The organism is Planctomycetota bacterium, from assembly GCA_016125255.1.
Taxonomy (GTDB): domain Bacteria; phylum Planctomycetota; class Phycisphaerae; order Phycisphaerales; family Zrk34; genus RI-421.
In genome coordinates, this window is record WGMD01000002.1 from 917,141 (window position 1) to 931,541 (window position 14,401).

General features: G+C 65.0%; 11 protein-coding genes. 4 read left to right on the forward strand and 7 right to left on the reverse strand.

Going from position 1 to position 14,401, the window contains the following annotated elements; all coding sequences use genetic code 11:
• Positions 1 to 63 precede the first annotated feature (63 nt).
• From GC162_05080 to GC162_05110, 7 genes are all read right to left on the reverse strand, one after another.
• The gene (locus GC162_05080) at positions 64 to 1,350 is read right to left on the reverse strand and encodes a sulfatase-like hydrolase/transferase (protein MBI1368009.1); all 1,287 of its coding nucleotides are present in this window, start codon (positions 1,348 to 1,350) and stop codon (positions 64 to 66) included.
• 12 nt (positions 1,351 to 1,362) lie between these two features.
• On the reverse strand, positions 1,363 to 2,280 hold the full coding sequence (locus tag GC162_05085; protein MBI1368010.1) for an alpha/beta hydrolase fold domain-containing protein: 918 nt from the start codon (positions 2,278 to 2,280) through the stop codon (positions 1,363 to 1,365).
• Positions 2,267 to 3,664, reverse strand: a complete 1,398-nt coding sequence (locus tag GC162_05090) for a sulfatase-like hydrolase/transferase (protein ID MBI1368011.1) — start codon at positions 3,662 to 3,664, stop codon at positions 2,267 to 2,269. The genes GC162_05085 and GC162_05090 overlap by 14 nt, the downstream gene beginning before the upstream one ends.
• A gap of 199 nt (positions 3,665 to 3,863) precedes the next feature.
• The gene (locus GC162_05095) at positions 3,864 to 5,726 is read right to left on the reverse strand and encodes a VWA domain-containing protein (GenBank protein MBI1368012.1); all 1,863 of its coding nucleotides are present in this window, start codon (positions 5,724 to 5,726) and stop codon (positions 3,864 to 3,866) included.
• Entirely contained in the window at positions 5,723 to 8,329 is a 2,607-nt protein-coding gene (locus tag GC162_05100) for a tetratricopeptide repeat protein (GenBank protein ID MBI1368013.1), read from the reverse strand. The genes GC162_05095 and GC162_05100 overlap by 4 nt, the downstream gene beginning before the upstream one ends.
• Positions 8,330 to 8,335: 6 nt before the next feature.
• Positions 8,336 to 8,767, reverse strand: a complete 432-nt coding sequence (locus GC162_05105) for a hypothetical protein (GenBank protein ID MBI1368014.1) — start codon at positions 8,765 to 8,767, stop codon at positions 8,336 to 8,338.
• Complete coding sequence (locus tag GC162_05110; GenBank protein MBI1368015.1) at positions 8,764 to 9,714, reverse strand: hypothetical protein; 951 nt, start codon at positions 9,712 to 9,714, stop codon at positions 8,764 to 8,766. Before GC162_05110 ends, GC162_05105 begins: the two co-directional genes overlap by 4 nt.
• 193 nt (positions 9,715 to 9,907) lie before the next feature.
• On the opposite strand from GC162_05110, the gene GC162_05115 reads away from it, so the two are divergent.
• From GC162_05115 to GC162_05130, 4 genes are read left to right on the forward strand one after another with little or no spacing between them, the layout of a single operon-like run.
• Complete coding sequence (locus GC162_05115; GenBank protein MBI1368016.1) at positions 9,908 to 10,462, forward strand: sigma-70 family RNA polymerase sigma factor; 555 nt, start codon at positions 9,908 to 9,910, stop codon at positions 10,460 to 10,462.
• 2 nt (positions 10,463 to 10,464) lie between these two features.
• A complete protein-coding gene (locus GC162_05120; GenBank protein ID MBI1368017.1) occupies positions 10,465 to 12,036 on the forward strand; it encodes a hypothetical protein in 1,572 nt (523 codons plus the stop codon).
• Between the two features lie 35 nt (positions 12,037 to 12,071).
• A complete protein-coding gene (locus GC162_05125) occupies positions 12,072 to 13,451 on the forward strand; it encodes a hypothetical protein (protein MBI1368018.1) in 1,380 nt (459 codons plus the stop codon).
• Positions 13,448 to 14,395 carry a prepilin-type N-terminal cleavage/methylation domain-containing protein gene (locus GC162_05130; GenBank protein ID MBI1368019.1) on the forward strand — a complete coding sequence of 316 codons (948 nt, stop codon included), beginning with the start codon at positions 13,448 to 13,450 and terminating at the stop codon, positions 14,393 to 14,395. The genes GC162_05125 and GC162_05130 overlap by 4 nt, the downstream gene beginning before the upstream one ends.
• Positions 14,396 to 14,401 lie beyond the last annotated feature (6 nt).

Consider the following 14,401-nt stretch of genomic DNA (forward strand, 5'->3'; position numbering starts at 1 on the left):
CGCACCCGCGCCAAGAACCATCAGCATCACGATCACACCCTGCCTCATGTCAATCCCTTCGCATCAATCCTTGCGGGCGAAACGGTCGATGACCCCGCGAAGCTCATCGCGCAGCTCGATCTGCTTCTTGTTGAGGTCCGTGTCCGACAGCGGCTTGCCCTCGTGCGGGTCTTTGATCACGTTGAACATCCGCCCGTCGCTGTACAACTTGAACTCGACGGTGCGGGCCCACTCGGCGTTCTTGAAATTGCCCAGCTTCGGGTGGTACCAACTGTACACCCACTGCCGCGGGCGCCCCTGCTTGCCGGAGAGCTGCGGCCAGAAACTTTGCCCATCCATCTCGACCCCCGCCGGCGTCGCCGCGCCGCTGACCTCCGCGAACGTCGGCAGCATGTCGGAGAAATCGACGAGGTCTTCGCAGACGAAGCCGCTCGTAACATGACCCGGCCAGTTGGCGATCAACGGCACGCGCGTCCCGTTGTCATGCGACGAGCCCTTGCCGCCGATGTACGGCTTGCCGTCGAGCGTCGAGTGCACGCCCGCCGTCGTCCCGTTGTCACCCGTGAAGATCACCAGCGTATTGTCGCGCAGGCCCAGTTCGTCGAGCTTCGCGAGCACGTTGGCGACCATCTTGTCGGTGTGGCTGACCATCTCGACGAGGTGTCGCTCATTGTGTTTGCCGCCGATAGCGTCATTCGACTTCTCCGCCTTGTCGCCCCGGCGGAAGGTCGGGTCCCAATCCTTCGATTCGGGCGTCGGGTCGAACGGCGCATGCACGAGCATCATCGGGTAATACAGAAAGAACGGCTTGTCCTTGTGGCGTTCGATGAAATCGAGCGCGTATTTGTTCACGATGTCCGGGCCGTATTCGCCGTTTTTGAAATCGACCTGCTTGCCGTCGATCTCGAAGCCGGGGTTCGGATAGCGGTTGGGCCGGCGGTTCAGTTGCCACAGGCAATACTCATCAAACCCGAAATGCCCCGGCCCTTCGTAGCCCCCGCCGAGCTGCCATTTGCCGACGACGCCCGTGACGTAGCCGGCGTCCTTGAGCATGTTGCCGAAGGTCTTTTCCGTCGGCTTCAGCTCGCCGAAGCTGATGTAGTTGCGGCTGTTGTACCGGCCGGTCATGAGTTGCACGCGGCTGGGCGTGCACAGCGGCTGCGCATGCACGTTCGTGAAGCGCACCCCGGTCGCCGCCAGGTTGTCGAGCGTCGGCGTCTTGTACGGCCCGCCGCCGTCGCAACTCAAACATTCGTACCCCAGATCGTCCGCCAGAATGAAAACGATATTCGGCTGACGCGCCCATGCGAACGACGCCAGCAGCAACACGATCAACAGCACCCGACCCATGGCCGTCTCCTGTTATTTCTTGGCGGGCTCCAGTAATCCGCGAGCTTTCATCCAATCGCCCACACGCGCCGGCCACGTGTGCACGTCATGTTTCGATTCGCGCAATCCGTATCCATGCCCCCCGCTCGGATACAGATGCATCTCCACCGGCACCTTCTCATGCTTGAGCGCCAGGTAGTACGCGATCGCGCACTCGACCTTGATGCCGTCGTCTTCGGTCTGAATCAAGATCGCCGGCGGCGTGTCCTTCGTCACCGTGATCTCCGGCGCGAGCTTGTTCACGTCGCCGCCTACCGTCAGATAAGCCGGGTACACCAGCACCGAAAAGTCAGGCCGGCACGACAACTTGTCCGCCTCGTCGATGGCGTCGTAGCTGTTCTTGTCGAAGCGCGTCGAGGCGGCGGCGGTCAGATGCCCGCCCGCCGAGAAACCGAGGATGCCGATGCGATTGGGGTCCACGCCATACTTGTCCGCATCGCGGCGCATGAGGCGGATCGCCCGCTGCACATCCTGAAGCGGCGCTTCGTACATCGGTCGATCCTTGCGGCGCGGCACGCGGTATTTCAAAATCGCAGCGGAAACGCCAATGGAATTGAGCCACTCGGCGATCTCCGTGCCTTCGAGGTTCCACGCCAGAATCTGATACCCCCCGCCGGGGCAGACGATGACCATCGTCCCCGTCGCCTTGTCAGCCGGCGCGGGATACATCGTCAGCGTCGGCTCCGACACGTCGGCGAGTCGGATCACCGGCACGCCGTCCTTGGGGTTGCGATCCTGCTCGTGCTCCGCGGGGATGTCGCCCTTCTCCCCGGGCGCGGTCTCGGGCCAGACTTTCACCACGGCGTGATCGTCCGCCGCCGCAAACTGCATCGGTACGAGGCAAAAAAGCATCATGATCAGTATCCATCGCATGACGTCACTCCTTGACATGGGGCATCGGGGCATTGACGGCTTTCCGCCATGCCGCCAGTGTATCGCGCATCGCCGCGGCGCGCTTCGGATCGCGTTTGGACAAGTCGGTCTTCTCGCCGAGGTCGTCGGAAAGGTTGTAGAGTTCGACGTGTCCGTCCTCGAAGTATTCGAGCAGCTTGTAATCACCTTCATGGATCACGCCCACCGGCGCGGTGCGCCAGCCGGACTTGCCGCCTTCCAGGTACCCGGGGAAGTGCCAGAAGAGCGTACGGTCGGCGATGGTCCGCCCGTGAAATAGCGGCGAGATGTCCACGCCGTCGAGCGGCTGATCCTTCGGCAGCGCGGCTCCGGCGACGGCGGCGAGCGTCGGATAAAAGTCGATCACATCGACGGCGGTCGCGCACTGCGAGCCGGGTTTCACGACGCCGGGCCAGCGCACGATCATCGGCACGCGAATGCCGCCTTCGTAGAGCGAGCCCTTGCCGCCTTTGAGCGGGGCGTTGTCGGTGATGGAATGAAAATCGCCGAGGCCGATCGTGTCGTATCCGCCGACGCCGCCGTTGTCGGAGAGGAAGATGACGATCGTATGCTCAGTGAGGTGATGTGCGTCGAGTGCGTCCACGATGCGGCCGACAGATTGGTCGACGCTGTCGATCATGGCGGCGTACTCGGGGTTGTTCTGCTTGCCGACGGGCTTGATCGCCTTGTACTTTTTGATGAGGTCCTCACGCGCCTGAATCGGCGTGTGCACGGCGTAGTGCGGCAGGTACAAGAAGAACGGCTTGTCCGCATGATCGTCGATGAACTTCACCGCTTCGTCGGCGAGCCGATCCGTCAGATACTCGCCCTTGGGGCCATCGGGGAGCTGCGGGTTCTTGTACGGCGAGAAGTATCCGCCGCGCGGCGAGCCGGTGTGATTGCCCGCCATGTTGATGTCGAACCCCTGCTCGCACGGACCGGCCTTGCCCGGCTCGCCGAGGTGCCACTTGCCCATCGAGGCCGTGACGTATCCCGCGGCGTGAAGCGTCTCGGCGATCGTCACCACGGCCGGGTCGAGCGTGTCATTGTTCCTGGGCACGTCAAGCTTGCGGTCCTTCGCCCTGCCGCGCTCCAGCGAATCGACCGTATACACGCCCGTCCGCGGCGGGTACTGACCGCTCATGAGTTCCGCCCGCGTCGGCGCGCAGTTCTGACACGCATACGCCTGCGTGAACTTCATGCCCTCTTCGCGCAGCTTGTCGATATGCGGCGTCTGGTAGTACCCGCTGCCGAAACAATGCAGATCGGTCCAGCCCAGATCATCCGCCAGAATCAGCACGATGTTCGGCTTGTCCGCGCCATGAACGATACAGCACGCCGACAACATCCAAAGAATCACCCACCGCCAACCGCGCATCGACATCTCCAATCAGCAGGTAGAGATTCCAACGCCGAAAGCGGTCGATTGTTGCATGAGGATCGAGCGGGCCATGCGTTCTCCTCTCCCTCGGGGAGAGGCCGGGTGAGGGGGCGCATCATCGCTGGCGGCGCACGGTTTGTAACGCGCACTACTTCGGGGCCACCCTCACCCCAGCCCTCTCCCGAAGGGAGAGGGGGTCCGATCAATACGTCGTCTTGAGGTCGTAGCGCTTTTTGAGTTCGTCCATCCGGCGCTTCAGTTCCTCGGTCGGGCCCTGGCGGATGACTTCGCTGTAGAGGTGATGCAGGTTCCAGAAGCCCCATTGATGCGCGATGGTTTCGTCGCCGACCTGGGCGGAGGGGAAGTCGAGACTGAAGGTGAAGTCGAGGACATCGCCGGAGTTCGAGCCGGTCAGTCGCATGGAGATTTTCGAAGCGTCGGGCGTGTATCGGCCGTACAGATTGACGGACTCGCCCTGATAAATGTCACGGGGTATGCGGGGGAAAATCTGCGTGGTGTCCACGCCGACGGCATCGAACGTCGCGTCCTTCAAGATCGGATAACGCAGACCGGCGGCAAGCTGGCGGATCGTCGCGGCGGTCTGTGCGAAGGTATCGGGATAGACGACGTAGCCCTTGTTGCGGTACGCAAGGAACTCGAGCAGTTCGCGGTCCTGCGCATCGCCGACGCCGACGCAGTAGATGCCGGCGACGAGGTCGTTTTCCTTGGTGATGAGATTGATGATGGTGCGGGGATCGAGGGCGCCGCTGGTGGGTTTGCCATCGCTGACGAGGATGATCTGGTAGACGCGATCGGGCGCGACATCGCGGACGATCAGGCCGGCGAGGGCGCGGTTGACGTCGGTGTCGCCGCTGGCTTTGGCGGCGTTGAGGAAATCGCGGGCGCGCTGGCGCGTGGCGTCATTGGCTTCGAGCAGGCCGGCGGGATTGAGGACGTTGACGGTGTCCTTGAACATGACAAGGTTGAAGCGGTCGCCGGGGTTGAGACTGTCGAGCGAGACGCCGACGCCGGCTTTGACCTGTTCGACCCATTTCTCGCGGATGGAGCCGGACGTGTCGATGACCCAGACGACATCCTTGTGCAGCGCGGTCAGACGGCGGAGGGAACGCTTGGGCGTGATCTGAATCTGGAACCAACCCGGTTCCTGCTCGAGCGTCTGAGCGCCGAGGCCGAAGAGCCCGCCGGTGCGGCGCGGCGGCGCGTAATACTTGCGCAGCTTGTAGTCGAAGTCATTGTCGAGATGGATCGGCTCTTTCCTGGACCCATCGTCGCCGGGCCCGACGGTCGGCGGCGTGACGGTCTTGATCAGATCCGGCAACTTCGGCGGGGCGGCCTTGGCGACTTCGATCGGCTTTTTCATCGCCGGCTCATCAATCGGCGGCGGCGCCACCGGAGCCGTCGACGCCAAGCCACCCGTGGTATTCGTCGCGCCGCCCGCAATGCCCGATCCCGCCACGCCCGATCCGCCGAGCAGCGCATCAAGCTTGCGCATCTCGCTCACGTCGATCTTCGCCCCCGGGTCGATCGCGCCATTGCCCGGCGTGGGCGTGCGAATCTCGTCCGTCGGGCCGACGTACTTGGGCAGCACGATCGACGGCTGAGCCATCCGAAGCAACTTGTCCGTCGTGTCCAGCGCCCGCGACGGTCCCGGCGTCGGCGTCACGCCCGGCGGCGACGGCGCATCATTATGAAGATCCGTGTCCGGCTTGAGATTCGCTTCGCTGAGCGGCTTGGGCGGAAGCACCTTGCTCGCGTCGATCGTCTCCAGCAGCTTCTTCGTCTGCGCCTGCACCTTCTTCGCATCCGACTCGGGCTTGATCGCATCGACCGCCGGCGTCAGCGGCGCCTCCTCAACGATCTCGTCCTCATTGGCGCGAAAAACGCGCATCGCCGCTTCGGGCTTCCGCTCGGGCACCGCGGCGAAGAGCGACGACTGACTCGACCCGCCGATCGTCAGATTCATCACCTGCCAGATCACCAGCGCATGAAGCAGCAGACTCAATCCCGTCGCGAAGAACATCGAGAGACGCTGGCGCAGATTCATGGCGTTTCTCCGAGCTGACCCAGACGCTCGCGGACGTACGCCGCGGCCGAATCGCCGGGCGCGTCCTTGAGCATTTTACGCATCAGAAACAGCGCATCGCCACGTTTGCCGTCCACCAAAAGCAACTCCGCCTGCGCGGCCGTCTGCCACGCGGACTTGTCCGCCCGCTGCGTGATCGACTCGAACGTCTTGCGGGCCTTGTCGCGCTCGCCGCCGTCGGCCTCCATGCGCCCCAGCGCCATCATCGCGCGCACCGGCAACGGGGCCAGTTCGGGCAGGTCGTAAAGAATCACCACGCGATGGAGCCGCTTGCGGGCTTCCTCGCGCTCGGCGTCGGCCTTGACCTGGTCGCCGGCCTTTTCCAGCGCGGCGGCGTGATCGCGACGAAGCATGGCGCTTTCGTACAGCGCGGCGGCGGCGATGGCGCTGGCCGGGGCGCTGATGAGCCCGTCGTATTCGTCCATCGCGGCGTCGTTCTTGTTCTGCGCGGAGAGGCACTGAGCGAGGCCGAGCCGGGCCTGATCGCCGTAGCCGTGCGAATAGGCGATGAGCTGGCGAAACGTGTTGACGGCCTCGTCGAACTTGCCAAGCTTTTGATACGCCTCGCCGGCGAGGTCCATCGCCTCGGCCAGCGCATCGGGCGACTCCTCCTTGCGATCGAGCACCGCCAGCGCCCACGCCAGCGACGCTTCATGTTCACCGCGCTGTTTGAGTCCCTGCGCGACCCACAGCGCGGTCGGCGTATCGAAGCTTGCGGCGGAGTGACGCTTGCGGAGGTCTTCGTACTGGGCGATCGCCTGATCATCCCGGCCGGCCATGCGGTGCAGCCGCGCGGCGAGCGAGGAGGCCTCCACCTGCTGATCGGCCGGCAGCGCCCCGGCGAGCGCGGCTTTGAGTTCGTCGAGCGCGGGGGTGATCGTGTCGGGCCGACCCGCCTCCGGCGCCGAAGCGCGGCCGGCGAGGAGGAGGCCGCGGTAATAATGGGCCAGCGCGTCGATCGCCGCGGGGGGTTTGTCGGCGAGGAGTTTGTCGAGCGTCGCCATCGCGCCGTCGCTGCGGCCGAGCTTGATGAGACACAGAGCGAGTCGCAACTGCACGGGGGCGGCTTCGGTGGCGTCAAGATTCTTTTGCATGAGCCAGGCCTGCGCCAGCTCGGCGACCTGATCGAACTTGCCCGCTGCAAAGGCGAGATCGATCGCGCGGCGGCCGGCTTCCGTCGCCTTGGGGTCCTGCCCGTAGCGCTGCGAATAAAGCGCGTAATCGGCGGCGGCCTTGTCGGGTTCGCTGAGCTGTTCGTACAAGCCGGCGCGCTGAAGGAGGGACTGGCGGGCGTAGACGTTGTCGGGCTGATCGATCAGCGGCGCCAGATAGCGAGCCGCCTCGGCGGGCTTGTTGAGCTGCACCGCCGCCTGCGCCCGCAGATATTGAAGTTGATCGTGATGCGCCATCTTCGGAAGCTGCGCTTCCACGGTGGCGATCCATTTCTCGAAGCCGGGCAGATCGGTGTGGAAGTAGCACACGGCATAGAGGTACGCCGCCTCGTCCGCCAGATCGCTGTCGCGCCCGCCGCGGTTGAAGAAGTCAGTCAGACTTTTCATGGCGTCGGCGTATTTTTCGAGCCGGACCTGCGAAGCCGCGACGAGATACAGGGCCTGCGCCTGCGCATCGATCGGCAAGAGCTTCTGCACCGCGTCATATTGACGCAGCAGTTCCGCATCCTGACCGGCCGCGTAGTGCGAGCGCAGCATGCCGATCAGCGCCGACTTGAAATACGCGCTGCTCTGGTTGTGCGCGATGATCTGCTGATACAGGTCCGCGGCCATGGCGTACTGCTTCTGGCTGTACGCCAGGTCGGCGGCGAGACTGCGCGCCTCCGCGGCGGCGTCGGCGTCAAGGTCAGGCGTCTGCACGGCGGCGGTCAGCGCCTCGATCGCCGCCGGGGGCTGATTGAGCGCGATGCGCGCCTTGCCGAGTTCGATCAGCGCCATGCCCCGCACGCGCGACCCCGCTTCGGACGCGAGGTCGAACTGCTTCGCCGCCCCGGTCATGTTCCCCACGCCCCGATAAGCCACGCCGAGCAGATACGCCCACGACGCCTTCGACTCGGCATCGGGCAGTTTCGCCGCGTCGATCTTTTCGAGGATGCCGACCGCGCCCGCCGCGTCGCCGCTCTCGAGTTTGATCTGCCCGCGCAGGACGCCGACGGCTTCGGGCGTGACATGCAGGGGATTGACGACCATGCCGAGCTGCGCATCCGCCGCCTTCAGATCGCCGCGCTGCCGGGCCAATAGCGCCATGTAGTAATGCGCATCGGGCACGCGCGGATCGTTGGCGTATTTGTTGACGAACTCGTTCCATGCATCCTCCGCCAGCTTCCGCTCGCCCTGCTGCATGAGCCGCACGGCAAAGGTGAACTGGCGATCGCCGTCGGGGGAGGCGACAACCAGTGAAGTCACCACGAGCACAATCGCCATCATCACGATCGACGTGCGTCGCTGACGCTGTGGCCCAGCCGCCCTCGGCTGGGCGGGTGCAACATGACAATCGCACGGCCGGGGGCGGCCGTGCCACAGCTTCCGTCTCGTGATGCCTTCAAGCCACATCAATGTTCACTTGCCCACTTGCCGCCCTTCCTTGACGGTGGCGAAGTAGATGCTCTTGACGCCGGCGGAGCGGGCCACGTCCATCACCGAGACGATCGTCTCGTAGCGCGTGTCCTTGTCGCCGCGGATGATGACGTGCTCATCGGGATAGTCCGTCGTGAGCGAGCGCATCATCTCAAAGAGCGCCGGGGGATTGTACGACTGATTGCCGACGACGATGGTCCCGTCGGACTTCACGTTGACGATGACCTCCGTGCGCCGCGGCTGAGTCGGGCTCGACGCCTGCGCCGTCGGCAGCTTCACATCGATCTGCTGCTCCTCCGCGCGGAACGAACTGGTCGTCACAAAGAAGATCAGCAGCAGAAACATGATGTCGAGCATCGGCGCCAGCGGCACACTCGCGCGGCGGCGCTGCTCCACGGGCTGCGCGAAGCTCATGCCGTCCCCCCGCTCTGGCGCGTCGCCAATTTCTGCCGCGCCGCTTCCGCCAGCGCGTCAATCTTCTTCAAGCGCGGATCCGACGCCGCCCGGTGCGTGTGATCAGCGATTGTGTGGCAGACCTGCTCGGCTTCGGTCAGCGCGGCCGTGGCGCGCGAGCGGATGATCGTGTAGAACACGCCCGCCGCGATCGCCACGATCAGCCCGAACATCGTCGTGCTCATCGCCTCCGCGATCCCCGCCGACAGCGCCCCGACGTTCGGGCCGGCGATGCGCTCCGTCAACGTGAAGAACACCTTGATCATGCCGACCACCGTGCCGAGCAGCCCGAGCATCGGCGCGATGTTGGAAATCTCCGCCAGGTAGCCGACGCGGTTCCAGATCACTTCGCTTCTGCGCCGGCCCTCCGCCGAGAGAATCTCCATGAGCACGCCCAGTTCCTTGTCGCGATTTTCGATGAGCCGCTGAATGATGCTCGACGAAAAGATGTGGCTCCGCTGCTGGCACAGGTGCGTCGCCTGCTCGAAGTTCCGATTGAGGATCAGCTTCGTCACATCATCGACGAACCGCGGCGGATTGAACGACCCGCTCGTGAGCGTCAGCAGCAGAAAAAGGAACAGCAACAGCGCGATCACCGACAGCGCGAGAATCGCGCCGTTGATGTACTTGCTGGTCATGAACAGCGCCCAGACCGTCGGCACGCCCTTGCCCATTTCGACCCCCGGCACGGACCCGCCGGCGGCCGCCGCATCGGGGGCGTTTTGGGCGAAGGCCACGCCGTAGATCGCAATCGTCAGTAAGAGTGCCGCGGCGAAGAGGCCCCATTTGGGCCGCCCGCTGCCGGAAATTCCCGCGCCCCCGGTGGGGTGTATCGGTTCGACATCGCTCATGGGCTCTGGACTCCGTGGGTGATACGGACGGATCGATCCTTGATGCGTCAACGCCATTGTAGCCGAATGAGCGGCGTGTTAAACCGCCGAGCCCGATCGCCGCCGATTTGCCCGGCGGGCCGGGTGAAAAAAGATTCTAAAATGGGGGAGCATTTTTGAGAAAATCCGGGCGGGTGCGTCCTATCCACTATGGAATGAGGCCCATGTCATTGTTTTGCGGTCGTTCGGAAAACGCGCAGCGGTCTGACCCATGACGCAGTTCCCCACATCCGACGATACCCCCGTCGCCGGCCGACAGGTCGAGCGGTTCATGGGCCTCTTCGCCGCGCATCAACGCCGCATCTACGGGTACATCCGCGTGATGGTCCCCCGCCCCGGCGATGCGGAGGACGTGTACCAGGAAACGCTCATGGCGATGTGGCGGATGTTCGAGCAGTTTCAGCCGGGGACGGACTTTGCCGCATGGGCCTTAAAGGTCGCCAAGCTGCGCGTGCTGGAATATCGCCATCGCACGAAGCGCGACGCCGGCCCGGCGTTCGACCCCGCCACGCTCGACCTCCTCGCCGACGACATGCACGCGCTGGGCCCGCAGCTCGATCACCGCCTCGAAGCCCTGCGCTCGTGCATGAACGATCTCGAGCCCGGCCATCGCCAGCTCATCGACCTGCGTTACCAGCAGGACGCGAGCGTCGAGTCGATCGCGCAGCAGTTGGGCCGATCCAGCAAGACGATTTACCGCATGCTCAGTGCCGCTCATCAGGCGCTGCTCGCCTGCGTGCGCCGCCGCATGGCGGAGCAGGTCTGAACATGACGCACGAAAACGCCCAACTTGTCGCACTCATCGACGGCGCCCGCGAAGGGCTGCTCGATCCCGTGCAGACCGCGGCGCTCCAGTCGCTGATCGTGCGCGATGGGGAAGCCCGGCGGCTGTATGTCGAGTCGATGCTGTTGGCCGCCGATCTGCGATTTGAATGTGCGGGCGTGCCGGCGCCGCGGTACCAGACGCTTCGGCTCAAAGCCGCCTCAGCGTCGGCGTGGCGCGCTGCGGATGAATCCTCCACGCCGACGCTGAGCCGCGCTTCGCGGCGAAGCGTCTGGTATCTCGCCGCGCTGATCATGCTCGCCGCCGCGCTCCTCTTCTTCTTCCTGCCGACTGCTCCCCGCTCCGCACTCCCCGCTCCCCACGCCAACACCATCGCAATGCTCTCCGACGCCGTCGGCGCCGACTGGGGCGACACGATGTTGCCGACCGCGCTGGGCAGCGAGCTTTCCACCGGGCGGCTCACGCTCCACGCCGGCACCGCGCAGATCATGTTCCACTCCGGCGCCGTCGTCGACCTGACCGGCCCATGCGACTTCGAACTGACCGGGCTTAACCGCGGTCTGCTCCGGCGCGGCACGATTCAGGCATACATCCCCGTCGCGGCGCGCGGCTTTGTGCTCGCCACGCCGTCGCGCGTGAGCATGATCGACCTGGGCACCGAATTCGCCAGCATCGTCGAACCCTCCGGCCGGGTCGAACTGCACGTGCTGGTGGGCGAAGTCGAGCTGCGTGACGCCGACAACCACACACTCCGTCGCGTCACGTCCGGCTTCGCCGCCGCCGTGCAGCCCGACGGAACCGTCGAACCCCTCGCGCTCGACGCCGATCGATTCGAGCCCCCGCAGGATGCCGTGCGTCAGACGCCGCCGCCGGGCGTTTCGCAGGACCGTGACGCGGTGCCGATGATCGTCGCTGATTATGCGGATGACTTTGCCGCCGATCATCTGCCGGCGGGATGGCGCTATCTCTGGAACGCGCCGCGCGATTGGCATCAGGGCATCAGCCGCGACGAATCCGATGGCGCGATCTGGGACCTGGCCGGCTATCGCCCGCTCTTTCCCGCCGGCGGGGCGTGGACCGCCGACGGCGATCGCGATCCGACCAATGGGTCGCCCGCCCGGTTTCTGACGCTCACGAAAATCGGCGGGCACCCCGGCCGCGGCATGACGCAGCCGGAGACCGAACTGCCCCAAGGCCTCGCCCCGATCAAACCCAACCGGCGCGACCGCTTCGCCATCGCCGCGTGGACCGCCGATCATGACGGGTTCTACGCCATCACGCACAGCGCCCTCGCTTCGACCAACGAGCCGAGCAACGGCCTCAACGTCCGCGTGTTCACTTCGTACTCCGCCGTCCGCGCGCTGGTGGACGAAGTCGTCCCCGCCGACGGCGCCGCTGCTTCGTTCGACGCCGACCTGGGCTACCTCCGCGCCGGACAGACGATCTACGTCGCCGTCGGACCCAATGGCGCCGACGGCTCCGACTCGTTCACGCTCGACTTCTCCATCGCGTTCACCCCGGTCATTCGACCGGCCGCCCAAGAGCAAAAACCTTGAAGGAAACCGAGAAGATCATTTTCAGGAGAACCCCCATGAGATGCGCCAAGCTTGTCACGACCGGTCTGATTCTCTCCGCCGCTTCGCTCGCCAACGCCGCGAACATCGCCGACTTCCGCGATGACTTTTCCGGCACGGCGTTCCCGACCGGATGGCAGTACCTCTGGAACGCCCCGCTCGATTGGAACGGGTCCAGCAGCAGCGACGCGTCGACGAATCCGCTGGGCACCTCCGCCAATTACGTCGCGCTCAATCCGGTCAGCGGCACCTGGCGCGCCGATAATGACACGCTCAATAACAATGGCTTCCCCGCCGATTTTCTCTTGCTTACCAGCACCGGCGGACACCCCGGCCGCGGGTCCACGCAATCCGACGGCATCGGCAACAATCAGGACCGCGCCCCCATCGCCGCGTACACCCTCCAGGCCGGCGATGCGGGTCCCGTGTATCTGACCAACACGCTTCTGCAAGGCACGAACCCGACGCACACCGGCACGCTCCGCGCTCTGGTCTACGTCAATGACACGCTCGTCGTCAACAAAGTCCAGACCGCCCTCGCCCCCATCAGCTTCGACGCCGCCCTCGGCAACCTCAATGTCGGCGACACCGTCTACGTCGCCGTCAGCCCCGATGGCGCCGACGGGTCCGACGGCTTCGCCCTCGACTTCACCCTCTCGCATTTCGCCAACTCCGTCAACGGGCCGATCGTCGTCGCCGACCTGCATGACGATTACAAACTCTCCGGCTCCTTCGCCGACGGCACCCAGGCGTCCTTCGCCAACCTTGGCACCGGATGGGCCTACCTCTGGAACGCGCCCGCCGACTGGGACGGAACCACCAGCAGCGACGGCTCCACCGGCGCGATCACCTCGATCGCAGACTTCGAATTCCTCAAGGCCGGCGGCGGACGATGGAGCCCCGACGGCGACGCGCTCAACAACGACGGTCCGCCCTCGCGCTATCTCAACACCGGCAACCTCAGCGGCTCCCTCGTCTCCGGTCACCCCGGCGCCGGTTTCACCCAAGGCGAAGGCATCGGCAACAATCAGGACCGCTACGTCATCTACGCCTACACCATCGACACCGACGGCCTCTACGAAATCATCGACAGCCACTTCAGCACCGGCGACGCGCAGGGCGACGGCAACAACGTCCGCGTCTTCACCAGTCTCGACGCACTCACCGCGCTCTTCGACACCACCTTCGCCGGCGTGACCGATGCGCACTTCAACACCGCGCTGGGCTTCCTCTCCGCCGGCGACGTCGTCTACGTCGCCGTCGGCGTCGGGTCCAACGGCAACGATTCCAACGACAGCTACAACATCGACTACGCCATTGCCGCCGTCCCGACGCCCGCCGCGCTGCCCGCCGGACTCGCGCTGATGGGAATGATCCTGGTGCGACGCAGAAAATGACAAATCGATATGTCCAATCCGAAGCGCATTTGGCGGCGGGGCTTGCCACGCGCGGCCAGATGCGCACGCCGCGCGGGGCAAGCCCCGCCGCTAAACGCGCTGTCCGCGGCGCGCCGTTCAGCCGGGCGTTCACCCTCATCGAACTCCTCGTCGTCGTGAGCATCATCGCTTTGCTCATCGCGATCCTGCTCCCCTCGCTTTCGCAGGCGCGCAAGGACGCCAAGAGTCTCGTCTGCGCCACGCATCTGCGCCAGCTCGGCGTGGCGCTCGCTTCCTACTCCGTCGAGTATCGCGATCACATCTTCCCCTACTACAAATCAGGCGGCATCTCCACCGGCGGCCTCCCCTATGACCATTTCTGGATGCACGTCATCAGCCCCTACATCGGCGATGACGACCGCGTCCTCCTCTGCCCCGAAGCGCCCGTCGATTACGAACATCAATGGGACTACACCACCGACACCGTGCATCCCTACAGCGGATGGGGCACGGTCAGCGTCGCATGGGGCGCCCCCGACACCGGCGGCGGATTCATCAAGGGCTTCGACGGGTCGTACACCTGGAACGCATGGATGCACGGCGGACGCAACTACGGCATCACCGACGGCGCCAGCCCCGCCTCCGACGCCGCCGACTACAAAAAGCATTTCAACGGCTTGTCCAAACCCAAGCTCACCGACCTAGCCCCGCTCTGGTCCGACGGCATGTGGGTCGACAACTGGTTCCAGAACAACAAGAACGGCTCGATCACCTTCCCGCCGACGCGACTGACCGGCGCCAACGGCGGGGCCGGCCGCATCTGCATCGATCGCCATCAAGGCGCGATCAACGTCGTCTTCGCCGACGGCAGCGCCCGACGCATCGAGCTGGCCGACCTTTGGGGCCTGACCTGGAACACCGAGTCCACGCCGATGAATCCCCCCGCGCTCCTGCCCACCGAATGATCGGCC

Bases quoted from the DNA above. Each gene is read 5' to 3' on its own strand.
- GC162_05080 (MBI1368009.1), bottom strand. From the start codon at position 1,350: ATGGGTCGGGTGCTGTTGATCGTGTTGCTGCTGGCGTCGTTCGCATGG.
- GC162_05085 (MBI1368010.1), bottom strand. From the start codon at position 2,280: ATGTCAAGGAGTGACGTCATGCGATGGATACTGATCATGATGCTTTTT.
- GC162_05090 (MBI1368011.1), bottom strand. From the start codon at position 3,664: ATGTCGATGCGCGGTTGGCGGTGGGTGATTCTTTGGATGTTGTCGGCG.
- GC162_05095 (MBI1368012.1), bottom strand. From the start codon at position 5,726: ATGAATCTGCGCCAGCGTCTCTCGATGTTCTTCGCGACGGGATTGAGT.
- GC162_05100 (MBI1368013.1), bottom strand. From the start codon at position 8,329: ATGTGGCTTGAAGGCATCACGAGACGGAAGCTGTGGCACGGCCGCCCC.
- GC162_05105 (MBI1368014.1), bottom strand. From the start codon at position 8,767: ATGAGCTTCGCGCAGCCCGTGGAGCAGCGCCGCCGCGCGAGTGTGCCG.
- GC162_05110 (MBI1368015.1), bottom strand. From the start codon at position 9,714: ATGGCGTTGACGCATCAAGGATCGATCCGTCCGTATCACCCACGGAGT.
- GC162_05115 (MBI1368016.1), top strand. From the start codon at position 9,908: ATGACGCAGTTCCCCACATCCGACGATACCCCCGTCGCCGGCCGACAG.
- GC162_05120 (MBI1368017.1), top strand. From the start codon at position 10,465: ATGACGCACGAAAACGCCCAACTTGTCGCACTCATCGACGGCGCCCGC.
- GC162_05125 (MBI1368018.1), top strand. From the start codon at position 12,072: ATGAGATGCGCCAAGCTTGTCACGACCGGTCTGATTCTCTCCGCCGCT.
- GC162_05130 (MBI1368019.1), top strand. From the start codon at position 13,448: ATGACAAATCGATATGTCCAATCCGAAGCGCATTTGGCGGCGGGGCTT.